The organism is Pedobacter xixiisoli (assembly GCF_900215335.1).
GTDB lineage: Bacteria > Bacteroidota > Bacteroidia > Sphingobacteriales > Sphingobacteriaceae > Pedobacter > Pedobacter xixiisoli.
This window is the reverse complement of the sequence record NZ_OCMT01000001.1, coordinates 316,820-338,954: the sequence shown is the minus strand read 5'-3', so window position 1 is coordinate 338,954 and position 22,135 is coordinate 316,820. Positions and strand designations below refer to the sequence as shown.

13 protein-coding genes are annotated in these 22,135 nt (G+C 36.8%); 5 read left to right on the top strand and 8 right to left on the bottom strand.

Annotated elements, in window-relative coordinates; genetic code table 11:
* Positions 1–46: 46 nt before the first annotated feature.
* From fbp to gloA2, 5 genes are read right to left on the bottom strand one after another with little or no spacing between them, the layout of a single operon-like run.
* On the bottom strand, positions 47–1,096 hold the full coding sequence (gene fbp, locus CRO54_RS01465; protein ID WP_097129833.1) for a class 1 fructose-bisphosphatase: 1,050 nt from the start codon (positions 1,094–1,096) through the stop codon (positions 47–49).
* Positions 1,097–1,121: 25 nt separating this feature from the next.
* Entirely contained in the window at positions 1,122–1,613 is a 492-nt protein-coding gene (locus CRO54_RS01460) for a metallophosphoesterase family protein (RefSeq protein WP_097127868.1), read from the bottom strand.
* An 11-nt stretch (positions 1,614–1,624) separates the two neighbouring features.
* Positions 1,625–3,430 carry a serine hydrolase gene (locus CRO54_RS01455; RefSeq protein ID WP_097127866.1) on the bottom strand — a complete coding sequence of 602 codons (1,806 nt, stop codon included), beginning with the start codon at positions 3,428–3,430 and terminating at the stop codon, positions 1,625–1,627.
* Between the two features lie 46 nt (positions 3,431–3,476).
* Positions 3,477–4,181 carry a tRNA1(Val) (adenine(37)-N6)-methyltransferase gene (locus tag CRO54_RS01450; RefSeq protein WP_097127864.1) on the bottom strand — a complete coding sequence of 235 codons (705 nt, stop codon included), beginning with the start codon at positions 4,179–4,181 and terminating at the stop codon, positions 3,477–3,479.
* Positions 4,178–4,561: an SMU1112c/YaeR family gloxylase I-like metalloprotein gene (gene gloA2, locus CRO54_RS01445; protein WP_205943930.1), complete on the bottom strand. Its 384-nt coding sequence runs from the start codon at positions 4,559–4,561 to the stop codon at positions 4,178–4,180. Before gloA2 ends, CRO54_RS01450 begins: the two co-directional genes overlap by 4 nt.
* 372 nt (positions 4,562–4,933) lie before the next feature.
* On the opposite strand from gloA2, the gene CRO54_RS01440 reads away from it, so the two are divergent.
* Both CRO54_RS01440 and purL read left to right on the top strand, forming a co-directional pair.
* Positions 4,934–5,566, top strand: a complete 633-nt coding sequence (locus CRO54_RS01440) for a tetratricopeptide repeat protein (protein WP_097127862.1) — start codon at positions 4,934–4,936, stop codon at positions 5,564–5,566.
* A gap of 78 nt (positions 5,567–5,644) precedes the next feature.
* Positions 5,645–9,310, top strand: a complete 3,666-nt coding sequence (purL, locus tag CRO54_RS01435; RefSeq protein WP_097127859.1) for a phosphoribosylformylglycinamidine synthase — start codon at positions 5,645–5,647, stop codon at positions 9,308–9,310.
* A gap of 84 nt (positions 9,311–9,394) precedes the next feature.
* Here the strand turns inward: purL and CRO54_RS01430 are convergent, their stop codons facing one another.
* Complete coding sequence (locus tag CRO54_RS01430) at positions 9,395–10,561, bottom strand: glycosyltransferase (protein WP_171047797.1); 1,167 nt, start codon at positions 10,559–10,561, stop codon at positions 9,395–9,397.
* A 75-nt stretch (positions 10,562–10,636) separates the two neighbouring features.
* On the opposite strand from CRO54_RS01430, the gene porU2 reads away from it, so the two are divergent.
* Both porU2 and asnB read left to right on the top strand, forming a co-directional pair.
* On the top strand, positions 10,637–15,580 hold the full coding sequence (gene porU2, locus CRO54_RS01425; RefSeq protein ID WP_097127855.1) for a putative type IX secretion system sortase PorU2: 4,944 nt from the start codon (positions 10,637–10,639) through the stop codon (positions 15,578–15,580).
* A complete protein-coding gene (gene asnB / locus CRO54_RS01420; RefSeq protein ID WP_097127853.1) occupies positions 15,580–17,409 on the top strand; it encodes an asparagine synthase (glutamine-hydrolyzing) in 1,830 nt (609 codons plus the stop codon). Before porU2 ends, asnB begins: the two co-directional genes overlap by 1 nt.
* A 2-nt stretch (positions 17,410–17,411) precedes the next feature.
* Here asnB and CRO54_RS01415 read toward each other — a convergent pair whose 3' ends face one another.
* Complete coding sequence (locus tag CRO54_RS01415; protein ID WP_097127850.1) at positions 17,412–18,353, bottom strand: hypothetical protein; 942 nt, start codon at positions 18,351–18,353, stop codon at positions 17,412–17,414.
* 103 nt (positions 18,354–18,456) lie between these two features.
* Positions 18,457–19,329: an energy transducer TonB gene (locus CRO54_RS01410; RefSeq protein ID WP_097127848.1), complete on the bottom strand. Its 873-nt coding sequence runs from the start codon at positions 19,327–19,329 to the stop codon at positions 18,457–18,459.
* Positions 19,330–19,535: 206 nt separating this feature from the next.
* Here CRO54_RS01410 and CRO54_RS01405 point away from each other — a divergent pair, with 206 nt between their 5' ends.
* Entirely contained in the window at positions 19,536–21,719 is a 2,184-nt protein-coding gene (locus CRO54_RS01405; protein WP_097127845.1) for a glutamine synthetase III family protein, read from the top strand.
* Positions 21,720–22,135: the final 416 nt, after the last annotated feature.

Sequence of the window (22,135 nt, the reverse complement as noted above, 5' to 3'; positions counted from 1 at the left end):
ATTTATAAGAAAGCGAAGCATTAACTAATCAATAAATTTACAATCTTTATGCCGACTTGATTTCGATTGTTTTCTCTGCCAATTTCTCTACGGGCGAAAACTCGGCCATCAATTCTTCTGCTTTTTTCACCATTTTAGGAGAACCCACAAAAATAGCTACACGTTGGTGCAGTTCAGTTGGTTCTATATCCAAAATCCTGTTCAAGCCATCCGAAGCGATACCTCCAGCCTGCTCAATAATTAAAGCCATTGGGTTACATTCGTACAATAAACGTAGTTTTCCTTTTGGCGAAGCCGATGTAGTTGGATAGATATAAATTCCGCCCTTAATTAAACTCCTGTGGATATCTGCCGCCATAGCACCAATGTATCTCGAAGTATATGGTCTATTTGTTGCCGCATCTTCTACCTGCGCATATTTAATGTATTTCTTCACCCCCTCTGGAAAGTGAACATAGTTACCTTCGTTAATAGAATAAATAACACCATCTTCTGGTATCCTCATATTTGGGTGCGACAAGCAAAACTCCCCTATCGATGGATCTAAAGTAAATCCGTTTACACCTTTTCCTGTAGTATAAACCATCATGGTTGATGATCCGTAAATTACATAACCCGCAGCCACTTGTTCCGTTCCTTTTTGCAAAACGTCATCTAAAGTAGCTGGTCCTTCAGTAGATTTTCTTCTGTAAATAGAAAAAATGGTACCTACAGTCACGTTGATATCAATATTTGAAGAGCCATCTAACGGATCAATACAAACTATATAACGGGCATTTTTAGATACAGGCGAATCGATGCGCACAAAATCATCTTCCTCTTCCGAAGCTACGATACAACACTCACCACCGCTTGTTAAAGCAGAAATAAACTGATCGTTGGCATAAACATCCAGTTTTTTTTGTCCTTCTCCCTGTATATTAATGGTATCCGCATCACCTAAAATATCTACCAAACCAGCTTTATTTACTTCGCGGTTTACAATTTTTGCGGCAATGCCAATATCTCTCAACAAGCGAGAAAGCTCTCCTTTAGCATAGGGAAAATCTGCTTGCTTTTCAATAATAAATTGGCCTAATGTTTTTATACCCGACATCATTTTACTTAGTGTACTTTTTACGTTATCTATCTCCTAACTCTATGGCCTCTAAGGTATGTATTTTTTCTTCGGAAATGCAAAAGCGAATCAAAGTTCTTTTTTGATGCCAACCATGTTTTCCAGCTGCACCGGGGTTTATATGCAAGCATTGTATTTTTTTATCGAACATCACTTTTAAAATATGTGAATGTCCTGAAATAAAAAGCTGCGGAGGCTTAGTGTAAATTTCTTTCTTTACATTCGGTGCATACCTATCAGGATAACCACCTATGTGTGTCATCCAAACATCCACCTCTTCACACCTAAAACGATTATGCTCTGGAAACTCCGCTCTAATATCTGCACCATCTATATTACCGTAAACCCCACGCAACGGCTTAAATGCCGCCAAAGGCTCTGCCACGTTTGGTCCAAAATCGCCTACATGCCAAATCTCATCGCTTTGGTCGAAGTATTTAAAAACCGCATCGTCCAAATAACCATGCGTATCAGAGATTAAGCCTATTTTCTTCAACTTATAATTGATTAGTTTATTTTTCGCTCAGCCACAAACGTTCCGTTAGGCTGTATAAATGACAGAGATGCAACTTTTCTAGAAGGTAAAATTTCAAATTTCACGCTATAACCTTTTAATACTTTGATATCAAATGTATGATCATCTACCACTAATGTTTCGTAATCTGGTTGCCCAGGTACAGCAACAAATAATGTATTTGCTTTTAGGTATACTTTTATTATTGTTTTTCCTAATTCGTAATCCCCAACATAGCTCTGCAACAGTTTAATATCTAAAACTTTAATTTTCGGCTTATATGTAAACAACACCGGCTCTTTGTCTGGATCCAGCTGAATAGTAAGTCCGCTTATTTTACCTTTATTATCACTAAAAAAATTGAATAAGTTCTCACTTGAAGATGTATCTACAACCCCCTTCTTATTAACGTCTTTGGGCTCAAACACATCAAAATGAACATGCTTAAGATACAATCTATTATTGCCTGCTTGGGCATACAATCCGTTCTTTTCGTTGGTTACACTCACAACTCCATAAGCTGGCGTTTCAAAATCACCAACATAATCTTTAAGCTGGTGTGAAGGAGTGGTATTGGGAACAATGTTTTTCTCCTTCTTTTTAGACTTATTATTTTTGCTAACAGCCTCAGCCGCCTTTTTTGCATCACCATTCCAATCTATTGGCTTTAATTGAAAAAGTCTATCAACTATAGAATTCCTCACCACGTCTGGCACTTGCGAGTTATTTTGGTTAGTTAAAACAACCACTCCCAGCTTTTCTGTTGGGTAAAAAGCAACGCTGGCTGAAAAACCGTTGATATTACCACCATGTTCCACTTCATAATAACCTCTGTAAGAGCTCAACATCCAACCTAATCCATAATTAGATATGTAAATATCTTTGCGGCCTTTCGGCAATCCACCATCCATCACCATTTGGGAGCTTGCCGCCTCGCCCACATAACTAGAAGGCAGTATATTTTTACCTTTAAAATTACCACCACTTATCCAAACTTTCAACCAATTGGCCATATCGTTCACACTACTATTGATGCTACCCGCCGGTCCCATCCCATTGATATTGTAGTAATCTATTTTTTTATTTGTACTATCTATCGTAACATAAGGCAAAGCAGCATCAGAATCATTTTCAAATTGTTTAATATCTGTGTTAGAGCGAGTCATCTCTAAAGGAATAAAGAATTTTTCCTTGATGTTCTGCTCCCAAGTTTTACCACTTATTTTTTCTACAATCATACCTTGCGCCAAAAACATAAAATTGTTGTAATACCATTTTTCACGCACTCCAGAAGTTGGTTTCATGTATTTAACTCTGCTAATAATACTGTCTCGGTTAGCGGTATTAAACAAAAGCCATGAATAATCATACCTAGACAATCCTGTTCTATGCGCCATTAAATCACGTACAGTAATTTGATTGTTCATTTCAGCATTGTAAAAGCTCAATTGTGGCAATAGGCTAGTTGCCTTATCGTCCAGCTTTAACTTACCTTCCTTTTCTAATAACCCCACTAGAGATGAGGTAAAAGCTTTAGAACTTGAGCCAATTGCAAAAAGCGTATTTGGTGTAACTGGTTTTTTATTTTCTATATCGCGGTAGCCAAAACCCTTACTATAAATCACTTCATCGCCTTTTACAATTGCCACAGCAAAACCTGCAATATGCTGATCTTTTAGCACTTGGTTTAAAACCGAATCTATACTAGGAATTTGATCTGTTGTTTTAGAGTTTTTCTGCGCTTGCACAGAAAATGCAACAGTCGTAAGCAATGAGGAAATTAGTACGAAAAGCTTCATGTAATTAAGTTTTTAGATTTTCGCCTAAAATACACATTATCGCTTGCTAATACCCCAAAAAGAAATCTTTCAACAACAGTTTATACTCATTAGTGTATATTTTTTCACTTTCATAAATGTAAAAATGATTGATGATTGTTTCAGCTTTAGCTCGATTTAAATTAACAATATACCTAAAGGCAGGTTTAGAAATATCAGAATGCAATTGAATGATTTCTGAAGCATACATTTCCAATTGCTTAGCATTTTCAATCAACAACGCTGCTTGTTTAACTGGCAAAATGAACCAAAAATTCCCATCATCTGCTAAAACAGCATTTACTTTCACCAACAAGCTGGCAAAAAACTGTTCACTTGCATGTCTGGCAATTCCTTTTTTCTCTTCTGTATTTCTTAAATCGTTTATAAAAAATGGAGGATTACTGATAATTAAATCAAACTTTTCAGCAGTATTAAATTGTTCAATCGCCGTATTGATAACTGATAATTGCTTACTGAAAACTGAATTCTCAAAATTTCGTCCAGCAGTTATTGAAGCTTGTTCGTCAATTTCTACTGCATGAACTTCAGCTTCTGGAAAACGTTGGGCCATCATTAAAGCTAGCACCCCTGTTCCTGTACCAATATCTAAAATCTTTTTAGGAATGTGGCTTTCTGTCAAAGCCGCCAATAAAACGCCATCGGTATTTATTTTCATGGCGCAACCATCCTGATCTACCTCGAATTGTTTGAATTTGAAAACTGAACTCATTTTTCGTACAATTCTAAAGGCAATCTATCAGGATCTGTAAAAAAAGTAAATTGTTTTCCAGTGAACTCGTCAATCCTAATTGGTTCTGTAATAATCCCCTTTACATTCAAACCCCTTACAACTTCGGCCACATCATCAACTTCAAAAGCTAAATGCCTTAATCCAGCTGCTTCTGGTCTAGATGGGCGATCTGTTGGATCTGGAAAAGAAAAAAGTTCTATCTGGTAAATACCATTAACAGCCAAATCTAGTTTATACGATTTCCGCTCTTCCCGATAAATTTCAGCCAAAACTTCAAAACCCAACTTATTCACATAAAAATCTTTAGAAATTTCGTAATTGCTACAAATAATTGCAATGTGATGGATACGATTGAACATAATTAGCGGATGTAAATACAATTACAAAGATGAGATAAATATAAAACACAGCTATTAATAAATGTGTTTTTTGCATAGAAAAGACTTTGAAAACAATGTCAGTTTACATTGGATAGTACTACCCTGCTTTAAAATCGGGTTTGTATGATGAAGGCAATGCTTCTTTTGGCAATACCATACAGTTTGCTAAAAATTGTACCGCCTTAGGTTTTATAACCCCGATTGCAACGACAGCCCCGAGAGAGCGTTTCGAACGAGGGCTACAGTGTAAAGCGGGACTAACGTTAATAATTGTTGCAACTTGCGTTTCAAATTAAATAATTAAACAAATCTTTTATCTTTATTTTTATACATACCTAAAAACAAAACACAATGAAAAACTTAAAACGAACCATATTTTTAGCCCTTACCGCAGTAACCTTCGGCTTACAGAGCTGTAACACAAACAATATAGACAAGGCTGACAAATATTATAAAGAAGACAACATCACGGAAGCGATTAAACATTACGAACTGGCTATTGAAGAAGGCGACACAACTGCGACAAATAAGCTGGCGTTGCTATATGCGAATGAGCATCAACCTGAAAAAGCAAAAGCTGTTTACATCAAATCTTTCGAGAAAGGAAACACGTTTGCAGCCCAATACCTTGCTAACATAAGTTTGAGAGACGAAAAATATGATGATGTAATTAAGTATGCAAAACCCTTGGTAGATAAAGGCCACATAGAAATGGTTTATGCTTTGGGATCTGCTTATCTTAAATTAAAACAGTACGACGATGCTATTAAATATTTAAGTATGGACGCAGAGAATGTATACGTCAAAGATCCGTTAGGCCAATCCTACTACGATAAAAAAGATTACGCAAATGCCGAAAAATATTGGAAATCGGCGGTTGATGACCACAAATCTGGAGCTATTAATTCGTACAATAAACTTTTGAATTTATACAAGGAGCTAGGCAGGCAAAAAGACTATGAAGCTTATAATGGCAAATATTAATTTAAACATAAATTAAACCCAAAAACCATTACCTTTTTCGGCTAAAAAAACCTAAATTTGCGTCTTCAAAAAATAAGCATGATTCATTTCTTTTTAGGTCAATCTGACGAGGTTTTTGTTTTACAAACAAGTCAAACCTTATCCCCAACTGATACAGAAAAATTAGAATGGCTTTTCGGCGGAGCTAAATTGAGCACCGAAAGTTCTTTAACAGGTTTTTTTGTTGGTCCACGTGCGGCAATGATTACTCCTTGGAGTACCAACGCAGTAGAAATTACTCAAAACATGACGCTTGATGGCATCATTAGAATTGAGGAATTTAAAAAAGTGGCCGAAGGGTTTTCAGCATTTGACCCTATGCTTTCTCAGAAATACAGCAGTTTAAATCAAGATATTTTTACCATCAATATTCAACCTGAGGCGATTTTAGAGATTACCGACATTGCTGCCTACAACAAGCAAGAAGGTTTATCTTTAAGTGATGAAGAAGTTGATTACCTAAAAGGGTTAGCGGATAAGTTAGGAAGACCTCTGACAGATTCGGAAGTTTTTGGTTTCTCTCAAGTGAATTCAGAGCACTGCCGTCACAAAATCTTCAATGGTACTTTTGTGATTGACGGCGAGGCAAAGCCTACTTCTCTTTTTAAATTGATTAAGAAAACATCAGAAACACACCCTAACGATATCGTTTCTGCTTATAAAGATAATGTTGCTTTTGTAAAAGGCCCGAGAGTGCAACAATTTGCACCTTCAAAGCCAGATGTGCCATCGTTTTACGAAACTAAAGATTTTGACTCGGTAATTTCTATCAAAGCCGAAACACATAATTTTCCAACTACAGTAGAGCCATTTAACGGAGCTGCTACAGGTTCGGGTGGTGAAATTAGAGACCGTTTAGCGGGTGGACAAGGCTCTTTGCCTTTGGCTGGAACTGCGGTTTACATGACTGCCCTTTCTCGATTGGAAGAAGGTAGAGCTTGGGAAAAAGGTGTTGAAGAACGTAAATGGTTATACCAAACACCGATGGATATTTTGATCAAAGCTTCTAACGGAGCTTCTGATTTTGGAAATAAATTCGGTCAACCGTTAATTACAGGTTCTGTATTAACTTTCGAACACGAAGAACACGACCGTAAATTAGGTTTCGACAAAGTGATTATGTTGGCTGGTGGTATCGGTTACGGAAAACTAGAACAAGCTAAAAAACAAGAGCCAAAAACTGGCGATAACATTGTGGTTTTAGGTGGCGAGAACTACCGTATTGGTATGGGCGGCGCTGCTGTTTCATCTGCAGATACTGGTCAGCATGGTTCGGGTATTGAGCTAAATGCAATACAACGTTCTAACCCAGAAATGCAAAAACGTGCTGCGAATGCGGTTCGTGCTATGGTAGAAAGTGATCACAATACCATCGTTTCTATCCACGATCATGGTGCAGGCGGTCACTTAAACTGTCTTTCTGAGCTAGTAGAAGCTACTGGTGGTAAAATAGATTTAGATAAATTACCAGTTGGCGATCCTACCCTTTCTGCAAAAGAGATTATCGGCAACGAGTCGCAAGAACGCATGGGCTTGGTGATTAGCGAGGAGCACACAGCTACCTTACAAAAAATTGCAGATCGTGAGCGTTCGCCAATGTACACTGTTGGCAAAGTAACCGGCGATCATCGTTTTACTTTCGAATCGGCTACTACTGGTGCTAAACCAATGGATTTGGCTTTAAGCGATATGTTCGGCAGCTCGCCAAAAATGATTATGGACGACAAAACCGTTGACCGTAATTATGAAGCGGTAGCTTACGATCAAAATAAAATCAATGAATATTTAGAGCAGGTACTTCAATTAGAGGCCGTAGCTTGTAAAGATTGGTTAACAAACAAGGTTGATAGATGTGTTGGTGGTAGAGTGGCGAAACAACAATGCGCTGGTCCGTTGCAATTACCATTGAACAATGTGGGTGTAATGGCCTTAGATTTTCAAGGTAAAGAAGGTATTGCCACTTCTGTTGGTCATGCGCCTGTTTCTGCTTTGATTGATGCTGCTGCTGGAAGTAGAATTGCCATTGCAGAATCGCTATCTAACCTAGTTTGGGCTCCATTAAAAGATAACTTAAAAAGCGTTTCACTTTCGGCCAACTGGATGTGGGCTTGTAAAAACGAAGGTGAAGATGCTCGTTTATACGAAGCTGTAGAAGCTTGTTCTGCATTTGCCATCGAATTAGGAATCAATATCCCAACGGGAAAAGATTCGCTTTCGATGAAACAGAAATACAAAGATGGCGATGTAATTGCGCCTGGAACGGTAATTATTTCTGCGGCTGGTAACTGTAACGACATTACTCAGGTTGTTGAGCCAGTTTTACAAAAAGATGGTGGTAACATATATTATATCAATCTAAGTAACGATACTTATAAATTAGGTGGTTCTTCTTTTGCACAGGTTTTAAATAAAGTTGGCAACGAAACTCCGGATGTGAAAGATGCTGCGAAATTTAGCACGGCTTTCAATGCAGTACAGGGATTAATTAAAGCTGGTAAAATAAAAGCTGGTCACGATATTGGTAGCGGTGGTTTAATTACTACGCTTTTAGAATTGTGTTTTGCAGATCAGAATTTAGGTGCAAACATCGATTTGTCTAGCTTAGGTGAAGCTGATGCTTTAAAAGTATTATTTGCTGAAAATATTGCTTTGGTTTTCCAAGCTGATGAAAGTATTGAAGCTATCTTAAATGATAAAGGTGTAGCTTTTAAAAAAATTGGTTCGGTGAGCAACACTGCCACATTAAATGTAGTAAACAACGATAACGATTATTCTTTCGATATTAACCACTTACGTGATGTTTGGTATAAAACTTCTTACTTGCTAGATCGCAAACAAAGTGGTGAAGTAAAGGCGAAAGAACGTTTTGATAATTATAAAAACCAACCGTTAAAATTCAACTTCCCGGCACAGTTTGACGGCAAAAAACCTGTAATTGATGCGAGCAAACCTCGTCCGAAAGCAGCAATTTTACGTGAAAAGGGAAGTAACTCGGAACGTGAAGTAGCTAACGCGATGTATTTGGCAGGTTTCGACGTGAAAGATGTTCACATGACGGATTTGATTTCTGGCAGAGAAACTTTGGAAGATATTCAGTTTATTGGCGCCGTTGGTGGTTTCTCAAATTCTGATGTTTTAGGATCTGCTAAAGGCTGGGCCGGAGCATTTTTATACAACGAGAAGGCTCGTGTAGCACTAGAAAACTTCTTTAACAGAGAAGATACTTTATCAGTAGGTATTTGTAATGGTTGCCAATTATTCGTGGAGCTAGGTTTAATCAACAAAAATCACGAAGTAAAACCCAAAATGTTGCACAACGATAGCCATAAACATGAAAGTATCTTCACTTCATTGACTATCCAGGAAAACAAATCTGTGATGTTATCCACTTTAGCAGGCAACACTTTAGGTGTTTGGGTATCACATGGCGAAGGTAAATTCCAATTCCCTTACGAAGAAACCAGTTACGATATAGTTGCCAAATATGGTTACGAGCAATATCCTGCCAATCCAAATGGCTCTGGTTTTAACACCGCAATGCTTTGCGACGAAACAGGCAGACACTTGGTAATGATGCCTCACATTGAGCGTTCATTGTTCCAATGGCACTGGGCAAACTATCCAGCAGATAGAAAAGATGAAGTTTCTCCTTGGATGGAAGCTTTTGTAAATGCTAGAGAATGGGTGGAAAAACACCAGAAATAATTATTGACATTAAATATCTTACTTGTCACATTGAGCTTGTCGAAATGTTCTACTAAAGACTTCGACAAGCTCAGTCTGACAAGATTATATATCAACCCCACCGTCACGGTAAAATGCTATAAGCTGCTGAGCAACAACCTCTGATTTAAATTTTCGGGCAGCTTCTTCTTTGATCTTGTTGCGATCAAACTTCTTTTCTCCGATAATGATTTGTTTTATTGCTTTCGATAACGCATCTACATCGTTAGGTTGCACTAAAATCCCATTGCTTTCATCAATCATTTCTGGAATTCCGCCAACAGCAGTAGCTACAACGGGTACACCTAAGCTCAAACTCTCAGTAATTACTACAGGTTGGTTTTCGTAGTTACTAAACAGAATCAACGCTGTTGCTTTCCTCATTTCGCTTACAACATCATTATTATAAAGAAACCCAGTAAAATCCACGTTTTCAAGTCCGTATGCAGAGGCTTTTGCTAGTTCAAAATCATCACCATCTCCCACCATTGTTAACGAGAATAAATAACCTTCATCTCTTAACAACTTAAATGATTGAAGAATACCTTTTACGTTTTTACAATTTGCCGCAAAATTAGAAACATGTACAAAGTGATTTACAAGCTGCCCCTGTCCTTCCATATTTTCGAAAAACAAATCTCGAGTTACATTAGAGATTACTTTGAAATTGCGATGTGCTAAACCATGACGGTTCATGTGAAATTTCAAATTTTCGGAAACAGCAGTTATCCCACTAGATTTTTTAACAACAGACGTTGTAATCAGTTTTCTGAAAAAACCTTGGTAGGAGTTGTCTTGTGGCAAATACCTAGACCAGTGCTCTGTAATAAAATAACTAATATTACTTCCAAAAAATTTAAGAGTATAAGGCAGAATTGCAGCCCTCGTTAATACATGAACATGAAAAAAAGTAGGTCTCGAATTAAGTTGTCGATATTTATGATAAGCATAAAACTGTCCAACAAAATACAATATGCCTTTTAAAAACTGAGCAAAAACATGCTTCGACTTAGATTTTCGATAATATAGCACATAAGTATCAATCCCGTTAACACTTGATTTTTCGAAATTGTATATTTTTTTCGAGTCTTCATCACCACAAACATGTAGCACATCAACTTTCAGTTCAGCACTAACAGCCTCCGCATGATTCATGATAAATGAGCCAACCGCATTATCGCTTTTGTTTGGATACCATCCTGGAAGAAATAAAACTTTTTTCAAATCGCTCATAAAAACAGAAGGGTAAAAGTAAAAAATCCTTTGATACAAGGCTCTAAAAACCACCATTTAATTGGAATTATTTGTATGTTTGAATCTATGTTGCGCATTTACATATCTACCCTATTAACTATTTGCTGCTTAAGTCTTTTCGGGCAAACTCCTTTTGGGAATGACTGGATAAATACCAATCAATCTTATTATAAAATAAAGGTAGCTCAAAAAGGCATTTACAGGCTAAATCATTCAACCCTGAGCCAGCAAATACCTGCGCTTAGCAGTATCAACCCTAAGTATTTTCAACTGTTTAAAAATGGAAAAGAGGTTGCCATTTATATACAAGGTGAAACTGACAATACATTTGACCCTAATGATTTTATTGAGTTTTATGGAGAACCCAATGATGGTACTTTAGATAAGGAACTTTATCCAGAAGCCAACAGCCAACCGCATAACTATTATAGTTTATTTACTGATACTGCCGCCTACTTCCTAACTTTTAACACAAATACTTTAGGTAAGAGAGTTAAAAACTTTAAAGCTGCAAAAACTGGTTTGTCGCCAGAAACGCATATTATCCAAGAGAGTTTGGGCATATATCCCGAAACCTTTTATCAAGGCAGATATATTATTGCACACATGAGCCTTTCTGATTATCAAATTGGAGAAGGATTTATGGGAAATGCTTATGGTAGGGGTCAGCAGCAGAACAGAACACTTTCTACTCCAAACCTCTATAATGGCACTGGCGCACCTACTATCAAATTTGAAACCTATGTTGCTGGCCGGTCTGATTCAGAAACACCGCAGCCAAATAGGATAAACCACCACTTGCGCATTAGCGTGAATAATGGCAGTAATACATTCATTAAAAAAGACACCCTATTTTCTGGTTACGATATTGCTAGAACTACTTTTACTTTAGCAGCTAATGAAATTGGAGCAAATACAACTATAAACTATCAATCTATTGATGATTTGAACCTAGGTGTAAATGGCACAGATTATCAGGCTGTATCCTATGCTAAAATCACCTACCCTCGCACCGTCGACTTGCAGAGCAGTACAAACCTTGATTTTTCTTTAATTGGTAGTGCTCAAAATAGGTACTTAAACTTCTCCAACAACAATAAAACGAAGCCTTTGATATGGGATGTAAGTGCTAATCAAAGAATTGTTGGAGAAATTAATGGCAGTAATGCGGAGTTTGTTCTCTCTAACAATACTCAAACTAGAAGCTTGTTTCTGATAGATAGTGCTGCTTTCATTTCGCCGGCATTGTCTAAAGTAGAAATGCTTAATTTATCACCAACTACATTTGACAAAAACTTTATTATAGTAACGCATAAATCTTTGTTACCTAGCGCTCAAAACTATGCAGCCTATAGAAATCAGGGAAATTACAAATCATTTTTAGTGACCACAGACCAACTGTACGACCAGTTTTTCTATGGCGTACATCATCCTTTTGCTATTAGAAACTTTGCAAAGTACCTTCTTCAATACGCAAATACTAAACCTCAATACTTGTTGTTACTTGGCAAAGGTTTGGAAAATCATTTGATTAGAGCTGCAGGCACATTAAATGATGATTTGGTACCCACTTATGGTTCTCCGCCTTCTGATGACTTACTAACTGCCAGAATTAACACAACAAGTTTAGCACCAGCAATTGCAACAGGAAGGATTGGAGCAAAAACGAATGCAGAGGTAGAAATTTACCTGCAAAAGTTAAAGCGCTACGAATCGTACACCAATGGATTGTGGCGCAAAAAGTTTATACACATTAGTGGTGGCAACAATCTTTCAGAAAACTTATCATGGGCAGGCTATCAGGCTAATATGTACAATATGGCTAAAGCTGACCCATTTGGAGCTGATACGGTTAATTTTCAAAAAAATGTGACCATGCCGGTAAGTGCCAATCAAAAACAACAGATTATTAGCGAAATCAATAAAGGAGCGTCTCTGCTTTCGTTTCTTGGACACGGAGCACACCAAGCAACGGAAATTGACTTTGGTCTGCCAGAGGATTTAAATAACGGCGATAGGCTCTTGACTTATTTGGTTAATGGATGTACTACCGGCAATACCTACATCACACCTCCTTCTTTGGGAGAAAAACACATGTTTTACCCAGAAAAAGGTGCAGTGGGATGGATTGGCACATCAAGCGAAGGTGTAGCTAGTTACCTAACTAACTTCAGTTCAATTTTTTACCAGAAAGTATTCACTACTAATTTTGGAATTTCTATTGCAGAAGCATTAAAATTGACCAAAAACCAATATCAAAACTTCATCGACATTATCAATATAATGCACACCACCCAATATACATTTCAAGGAGACCCTGCATTAAAATTCTATACACCCGAAAAACCTGATTTTGCGGTAGAGAACCAAGATTTATTTATGTCGCCTTCAAATGTAACTGCACTCAGCACTTCGTTTGATGTGGCAATTGTGGCGAAGAACTTAGCGAAAGCTGTAAACCAGCCATTAAAAGTCTCCATGTCTCAAACGCTTCCAAACAATACGATTATTTCATATCCTACTAAAACTTTCACCAAACCAGTTTTTAATACCGACACGCTCTATTTCAAAGTAGAAACTAATGACATCAGCTCTGCTGGAATAAATAAATTTACAGTTTCTTTAGACCCAGAAGGAGAATTTGATGAGATTTCGAAAACAAACAACACCGCAACATTTGAGTATTTTATGGCTTCAAATGGAGTTAGTGTTTTATATCCTAAAAAATATGCAATAGTTGCAAAAACAGATATAGAATTAGTTGGCCAGTCTAATGACTTGTTAACAAAAGATGCCAATTATATATTTGAAATAGACACGGTAAAAACCTTCGACAGCCCTTGGCATAAAACCACTAATTTAACAGCTGGTCTTATCCCCAAATGGCGACCAAATTTACTGACGAATAACGAACAAGTTTATTTCTGGAGAGTACGCTTAAATGTAGATGTTGACAAAGGCGGCGGCTGGCAAGAAAGTTCATTTACCTACATACAAGATAGTCCAGATGGTTGGGACCAATCTCGTTACAACCAATACTTAAATGGAACATTAAATGGTTTAGCTTTTAACAACGCTACCAAATTACTCGAGTTTGGCAAAACTGCCTTCTCTACTACTATCCAAACCAGAGGAGACGACGCCCCAACTACAGATGAGAGAACTTACCGAGCAGCCCCAGGAGGTAGGTTAGGTTTTCTATCTTCCGAATTTGTTGGCTTTACTATAATTGCATTAAATCCTTTAGACCTTATACCATACAATTACGCTTCTTTTTATAATTTTCGAAATGAAGATAGAGTTCCATCCTATTATAGCGGACAATTTGTATTTAACATCAACAACCCTATAGAAGCAGATAGTTTAGCTGCACATTTAAATCGAATTCCAAATGGTTACTATGTCATGGGCTTCAATGGTCGTGGTATTAATCTTTCGGCCTTATCTCAAACTGTTAAAGATTCCTTTCTTCAGGTTGGAGTGGTAAATATTGGCAATATTGGTGCGGGCGAACCATATATGTTTTGGGGCGAGAAAGGCGCAGCTCCTGGAAGTGCTACAGAAGTGATGGCAGAATATGGGGGTATTCGATCTCCTAGAGATCAACAAATCAGGTTTGATAAGGTTTACCCCTACCCACTTAGCGCAGGAAACTACATCACAGAGCAAGCTGGTCCAGCTACAAAATGGAGTAATGCTCGTTACGAAGTTAAAGCAGAGGCAAACGACCAAACAACTTATGATCTTTTAGGTTATACTAGTAACGGCACAATGCAAGTCCTTCAAACTAATTTACCATCAAACACTGTAGATTTAAGTGGATACGATGCAAAAACATATCCAAGAATGTCAATCAGAGCAAACTTTACCGACAGGATAGACAAAACACCTCCGCAAATATTAAAGTGGAGATTTATTTACGATGAAATGCCTGAAGTAACAATCAATCCAGAAATAACTTACGATTTTTATAAAGGCACTATACAAGAAGGCGACAGTGTAAAATGGGATATTGGTTTTCAAAACCTATCTAAATACAAATCAGATTCGGTACATGTTTATTACACTTTAACAAAATCAGACAGAAGCATTGTGAAAGTTAAAGCTGGAAAATTAGAAGAATTAGCCGCTGGTGCAAATACCACGTTTAAAGTAAAAGTTCCAACTTTAGGTTTAAGAGGAAGCAATTTATTGAAATTAGATTTTACGCCAATCAACAATCTCGATAGTTATGCGTTCAACAACTTCATACAACAAAATTTTACGGTGACAAGAGATAATAAGGAGCCTATTGTTGATGTAGCTTTCGATGGAAAACATATTATGAATGGTGAAATCGTGGCTCCTCAACCCAATATCATGATTAACCTCACCGACGAAAATTCGTTTATATTATTAAGTGACACTACCGCTTTAAATATCAACCTAAAAACAGAAAACGGCAGTTATAAAAGGATTGCCTATTCTTCTGGCCTCTTAGACTTCACTCCTGCCAACTCTACCAATAACAACAAAGCTAGTGTGGCTTACAAACCTAGCAAATTGGCAGATGGCATTTACACTTTAATGGTTGAAGCTAAAGATGCCTCAGGAAATATCAACGCATCAAATAATTACACCATAGATTTCGAAGTAATCAACGAATCTGCAATTACCCATTTCTATCCTTATCCAAATCCTTTTACCACTGCAATGAAATTTGTATTTACCTTAACAGGAGATAAAGTGCCTGATAAAATTAAAGTGCAAATCATGACGGTTACAGGAAAAATTGTTCGTGAGATTTTCAAAGAAGAATTAGGGAACATCAGAATTGGAAATAACATCTCCGATTTTACTTGGGATGGCACAGATATGTATGGAGATAGACTTGCAAATGGAGTTTACTTCTACAAAGTGACTGTAGAGAACAATGACAAATCAGAAATTAAACATAGAAGAACAACAACCGACGCTTTCTTTAAACAAAACACTGGTAAAATATATCTGATGAAATAATGTGTGGGATTACGGGGTTTATTGACTATCAGCAATCAATAAGTGAGCAAAATTTACTTAATGCATCAACGGCGCTACGTCATCGTGGAGGCAATGGCAATGGGCATATCTACGAACCACATGAAAGGTATAATGTAGGTTTAGCGAACGAACGCCTTGCTACGATAGACCGTTCTAATAATGGATTACAGCCGTTCACCTCTGCCTGCGGCAACTACACTATTACTTTCAACGGAACGATATATAATTACCTCGAACTTAGGGCTACTTTAATTAAATACGGTATCACCTTCAATACGCTTTCTGATACAGAAGTACTGATAGAATGTTATAAAAAGTGGGGACATCAGTTATTTGAAAAAATAGACGGAGCCTTTGCTTTTGCTATATTAGATAGAAAACAGAAGCAGCTATTCTTGGCAAGAGATACGATGGGCGTAAAACCTTTATATTTCTTTAAGGATAAAAATTTCTTTGCTTTTGCTTCCGAACTAAAAGGAATGCTTTGCTATCCAATAGTAAAACAAACCAATACCAGAGCCTTAGCAGGGTATTTGCGCAAAGGTTATTTTGAAGGAAATGAAACCATATTTGAGAATATTTTCAGTTTCAAAAAGCAGCACTATTTCATCATCGATTTAAACAGTGGCAATTTTTTAGAAAGCAAGTTCGAAAACGCAACTCTTCTACACAAGCCAACCAATAGCGAAGCAGAAATAACAGAAAAGGTACACGAGCTACTAACAGAATCTGTATTGAGACGTAATGTAGCTGATGTAAATATTGGTGTAATGTTAAGTGGCGGTTACGATAGCGCAACAGTTGCTGCCATTCTCCAGAAAAATCAGGCAAAAAAGCTACGAACCTTCACATTAGGTTTTAAAGATAAGACCTTAGATGAAGCACCAGCAGCAAATGCCATTGCCAAACACCTCAACACCAACCATAGCGAATATTATATAGATGATGCAGGTGCGATAAATATGCTGGAAAAAATGCCAGATATTTTCGATGAGCCAATGGGGGATAGCGGAGCTGTACCGCTAGCATTTTTAGTTAGTCAAATTGCAAAAGAAGATATTAGCGTATTGCTTGGTGCCGAAGGTGGCGATGAGCTTTTTGCTGGATATACAAATTACAAGAGAGCAATCTGGTTGCACCAAAAATCTAAGCAGCTACCTAATTTTATTAAAAAACTCGCTATTGGGCTTTCAAAAGACAGAAAGAATAAATTAAAAGAAATACTTTTTGCTGAAAGTTTAACGGGAGTCTACGAATCTTTAGCCTCTTTCTATCCTGCAAACGAAATAAGCAAATTATTAAATAAAGAAGTAAAAATTTCTCTGACCAATAACTCATCAGATAGTATTAAATCGCTATTAATATTTGACCAAGAGAACTACTTGCCGAATGACTTGCTGCTCAAGTCTGACCGAATAACCATGCATTACGGAATAGATAACCGTGATGCCATGCTAAAAACCGATTTGGTTGATCTATTAAAAACAATAGAAGATAAATGGTTTATAAAGGATGGGAATCTTAAATATCTACTAAAAAACATCACCCATCAATATATCCCAAAAAAACTAATGGATAGACCTAAAAAAGGTTTCAGTATCCCTATTGTAGAATGGATGAGCACTATTTACAGGCCTTATTTAGAGCAATATCTTTCTCCAGAACAATTAGACAAACATCGTTTTTTCGACATTGTGGAAGTATTTAAGATTAAGAATAGATTCTACATGAACCCTAATGGTGGTGATGCAAGAAAACTGTGGCTACTGCTACAATTTCAAATGTGGTATAACCAACATTTTTCATAAAACTATCTTATTAAACCTTTAACTATAGTTTTCGCACTTGTTTTGAGTTTACTCGTGGCATTTTTAACCCAACTATATTTTACAACAAAATGTGGTGTAAGCGTTGGATTAAATCCAGCTTTAAACTTTGATATAGATTGCATGTCTGCACCCATCAAATCAATTACGCTAAAACCTTCTTTTGCATAATATTGAAATAAACGATGATAGGCGATGCTTTGGATATTATCCTCTCCTTTTAAGCTGTTCTTTAGTATTTCATAAATAAGGTGGTGTTCTTCATCCTTCAATAAAATATCGGAAATTAAGAGCTTTTCATCTAAATAGACATTAAAACTTACTAAATATGTAGTGCTACTTAAAGATTTTAGCAATTCTTTTATATCCTTTAAAGAAGTTTTACTAAAACTCAATTTTTTAAGCAGGCCTAAATTTAAATCAATAGCTGCAGCATCAATTTTCTCTTCAACAAATTTTAGAGGAAGCTCTTCTGCTTTGCCCAACTTACGCTCCATATATTTACCATAGCTCAACTCGTTAGTTTGCTTTAAGTAAGTATATCTATTTTCTACAGAGAATCCTTGCCACAAAAACGGACGAATATCTTTTATTTCAATTGGTAAAGTGATATGGATGTTCTTATATCTCTTCTTTAATTCTTCTATAAATTCAAATAAACTAGCTGCATATACCCTATCAGATAATCCCGAATCAACCCAAAAGGCAGAATAAAAAAAATGGATAGGCTGAAAAAGCCGCTGTCCTTTAGTAAATGCTATAAAACTAATGATGATTTTATCTTTACGTTTAAATATGAAATATACTGGCTCGCAAGCATAAACTTTAGCAAGGGCATCTACTATCACCTCCTGCTCATTAAGCAACATTCTTCTAGTGAGTTTAATTTCAGCTAGCCAGCTCTCTCTATTTAAAATATAAAGCATTAATATTTATAGGTACATGATTTGTAAAACTACGTAAATGTGTCAAAACAAAAAAGCGATGAAATTTCTTTCATCGCCCACACAAATCAATATTAATCTAAAACTAGTTACTAATGGTATAATTGATAGGCATATTGTAACGTACCCTTACTGGCAAATTATTTTGCATACCTGCTTTCCAACGAGGCGATTTTTTAATTACACGCATCGCTTCTTCATCTAAACCATAACCAATACCTCTAGTTACCTTAACATCGGTAATGGTACCATCTTTTTCCACTACAAAACTTAAAAAAACTTTTCCTCCTATCCCTTCATCTTGAGCCATACTGGGATATCTTAAATTTCTTTGGATGTATTTAGCCCAACCTTCCATTCCGCCTGGAAATTCTGGGTAAACATCTACACCAGATAAATCTTTCACATCATTTCCTCCCGTTCCATTACCGCCAGCACCAATTCCTTCGCCTGGCCCAGCAACTCCAGAACCTAAATCGGCATTTCCTTTACCAGCTAAACCATCTTGAGTCTTACTTCCAATTACGGCATCTTTTATTTCATCAGAGGTTGGCGGTTGCAGCGTAACCAAATCATCCTTTACTACTTTTATGTTATCTGTTAAGCCCACCGTTTTAACTTTTGGAGCTATTACCTTTGGAGCTACTTCTTCTTGCGCCTTAGCTTCTGCAGGTTTTGCTTCTTCTGGCTTAGGCTTTACTATTTCGTGAATCTTATTATCAAAATTTACGATGGTAGTTACTTGGTCATCTATTACTACCTTATCTCCTTTAAAAGCAGCTACAATGGACGGCCCTACAAACGCACTTACAAATATTGGCGCTGCAATAAGAAAAGCCTTCAGTAAAGTGTTCGATGATTGCTTTCTCAATTCGTAAGCACCATATTGTTGATTTCTGTTTGCAAATACGAGAGCGAGCCACTCGCCGCCGTATAAATTTGATGATTTATTAAACATAGCTATAAGGTTTTTTTAGCTATGATGCGGCTTTACATAAAAATCCATAAAAAATATTTCAAGACAATAAATCACTCAACAAAGCTAAAAAAGCATACAAAAAGTAAAATTTTAGCATTAAAAAATATTTTTTATCAGTTTTTTGATAAAAATTTCACTAAAAATCACAAAATATTATATTTTTGAATAAAAATTTAAACAAATCAATGAAAAGCTTAAGAACCATAGCACTAAAAGAAGCACAAACCAGAGAAATCCCTGAAATAACTTCACCATCTGCCAAAATTTCAGAATTCTACGGCCTGAACGTTTTCGACAAAAAGAAGATGAGAGAATATCTTTCTAAAGATGTTTTCGAAAAACTAATTTCTTCGATTAACCAGGGTGAATTAATTAATCATGACGATGCAAATCAAATTGCAGCAGCCATGAAAGCTTGGGCTATGGAAAAGGGCGTAACTCACTATACGCACTGGTTTCAACCATTAACAGGTTCAACTGCAGAGAAACACGATGCTTTCTTTGAGCCAAGTGGTGATGGCGCTATTGAGCGTTTTGCGGGTAGTGCTTTGGTACAACAAGAACCAGATGCTTCAAGTTTCCCTAACGGTGGTATCCGTAACACTTTCGAAGCTCGTGGTTACACTGCTTGGGATCCTTCTTCTCCAGCTTTCATTATGGAAAACTCTGCTGGTAAAACACTTTGTATCCCAACTGTATTTGTTGCCTACACAGGTGAAGCTTTAGATTATAAAGCACCTTTATTGAAAGCACTTTCTGCTATTGATAAAGCAGCCGTTGACGTTTGCCAATTTTTCGACAAAAGCATATCTAAAGTAAATGCATCTCTAGGTATCGAACAAGAATATTTCTTAGTAGACTTAGCTTTATTTAACGCTCGTCCAGATTTAGTATTAACTGGTCGTGCTTTATTTGGCCACATGTCTGCAAAAGGACAACAATTAGAAGATCACTACTTTGGTTCTATTCCGGAGCGTGTATTTGCTTACATGGTAGATTTCGAAAACGAAGCCTTGAAATTAGGTATTCCTTTAAAAACTCGCCACAACGAGGTAGCTCCTTCTCAATTTGAATGTGCGCCTATTTACGAAGAAATCAACTTGGCCATCGACCACAACCAATTGTTGATGGACGTAATGGAAAAAGTTGCTCGTCGTCACAACTTTAAAGTATTATTGCACGAGAAACCATACGCAGGCATCAACGGTTCTGGTAAACACAATAACTGGTCGTTAATTACTGATACTGGTAAAAACTTATTAGCACCAGGCAAAACGCCTAAAAACAACTTAATGTTCTTAACTTTCTTCGTTAACACGATTAAAGCTGTTCATGAGCATGCAGATTTATTAAGAGCAAGTATTGCATCAGTAAGCAACGACCACCGTTTAGGTGCTAACGAAGCTCCGCCAGCAATCATTTCTATCTTCTTAGGTCAACAATTAGATGAGATTTTGGATGAAATTGAGCACTCACGCTTAAGCAAAAAACTAAAAGAGGATAACTCTTTATGGTTAGGCATCCCTAAAATCCCTCAAATCTTATTAGATAACACCGACCGTAACCGTACTTCTCCTTTTGCCTTTACTGGTAACAAATTCGAGTTAAGAGCGGTAGGTTCTACAGCTAACTCTTCTGCTCCAATGACTGTATTAAACGCTATCGTTGCAGACCAGTTAAATAAATTTAAGATAGATGTAGATAAATTGATTAAAAAAGGCGACAAAAAAGACGTTGCTTTAATGACAGTTATCAAACGTTACATCAAAGAATCTAAAGCTATCCGTTTTGAAGGTAATGGCTACAGCGATGAGTGGGCAGAAGAGGCAGAAAAACGCGGTTTATCTAACATCAAAACTACACCTAAAGCACTTGATGCTTATGTTAGCGAGAAAACTGAAGAACTTTTCACTAGAACCAATGTATTCAGCAAACGCGAACTACATGCTCGTCACGAAATTTTGTTGGAGAACTTCTACAAAAAACTTCAAATCGAGGCTCGTGTAATGGGCGATGTAGCAAATAGCCAAATTATTCCAGCGGTTATTGCTTACCAAAACTCATTAATCGAGAACGCTAAAGGATTAAAGGAACTTGGCTTAAGCAAAGAAGCCTTAGCTACGCCATTGGCAATTATCGAGAAACTGTCTAGTCACTTATCAATCGTTAAAACCAGCATCGACAAAATGCTAGAAGAACGTAAAGTAGTGAACAAAGAAGAAGATACCCGCGAAAAAGCAATCGGTTACGACGAAAAAGTAAAAGTTTACTTTGACACTATCCGTTACAATGTTGACAAATTAGAGCAAATTGTTGACGATAGCGTATGGCCATTGCCTAAATTAAGAGAACTATTATTCTTAAAATAAGAAGCAAATTTTTCCTAAATATGAAGGTGCAAGGTTTACTTTGCACCTTTTTTGTTTATCAAATCTATAAATCTGAACAGGTGGTCGAAGCATCTGTTATTCTTTATTTTTTTGAAAAACAAAATCAATCTTGAAATCAAAGTCAACCCCGCTTTCTGCTGTAATCTTTTGCCCTACAATAAAACCTCATAGGTTTGCTCTACTTAATGCCTTTCAAACCTATGAGGTTTAACCCCTGCAAAAGTATTTCCGCTGCAATCGGGTTTACTACACAACCGAAAATGCTACTATGTTCGGTTTACTTGCAAAAACCCTAGTTAACTAAACGGGATTGAAGTGGTAATACTTTTTGTTGCGCTAAATCTCAGACTTCGTAAGTTTTTAAACGGCGAAGCCATCAATTTCAGCATTGAAGA

What these genes read in the sequence shown, in the direction of transcription:
- fbp (WP_097129833.1), bottom strand. Translation starts at nt 1,096, where the DNA reads ATGTCGGGTATAAAAACATTAGGCCAATTTATTATTGAAAAGCAAGCA.
- CRO54_RS01450 (WP_097127864.1), bottom strand. Translation starts at nt 4,181, where the DNA reads ATGAGTTCAGTTTTCAAATTCAAACAATTCGAGGTAGATCAGGATGGT.
- purL (WP_097127859.1), top strand. Translation starts at nt 5,645, where the DNA reads ATGATTCATTTCTTTTTAGGTCAATCTGACGAGGTTTTTGTTTTACAA.
- CRO54_RS01455 (WP_097127866.1), bottom strand. Translation starts at nt 3,430, where the DNA reads ATGAAGCTTTTCGTACTAATTTCCTCATTGCTTACGACTGTTGCATTT.
- asnB (WP_097127853.1), top strand. Translation starts at nt 15,580, where the DNA reads ATGTGTGGGATTACGGGGTTTATTGACTATCAGCAATCAATAAGTGAG.
- porU2 (WP_097127855.1), top strand. Translation starts at nt 10,637, where the DNA reads ATGTTTGAATCTATGTTGCGCATTTACATATCTACCCTATTAACTATT.
- CRO54_RS01415 (WP_097127850.1), bottom strand. Translation starts at nt 18,353, where the DNA reads ATGCTTTATATTTTAAATAGAGAGAGCTGGCTAGCTGAAATTAAACTC.
- CRO54_RS01430 (WP_171047797.1), bottom strand. Translation starts at nt 10,561, where the DNA reads ATGAGCGATTTGAAAAAAGTTTTATTTCTTCCAGGATGGTATCCAAAC.
- CRO54_RS01410 (WP_097127848.1), bottom strand. Translation starts at nt 19,329, where the DNA reads ATGTTTAATAAATCATCAAATTTATACGGCGGCGAGTGGCTCGCTCTC.
- gloA2 (WP_205943930.1), bottom strand. Translation starts at nt 4,561, where the DNA reads ATGTTCAATCGTATCCATCACATTGCAATTATTTGTAGCAATTACGAA.
- CRO54_RS01440 (WP_097127862.1), top strand. Translation starts at nt 4,934, where the DNA reads ATGAAAAACTTAAAACGAACCATATTTTTAGCCCTTACCGCAGTAACC.
- CRO54_RS01405 (WP_097127845.1), top strand. Translation starts at nt 19,536, where the DNA reads ATGAAAAGCTTAAGAACCATAGCACTAAAAGAAGCACAAACCAGAGAA.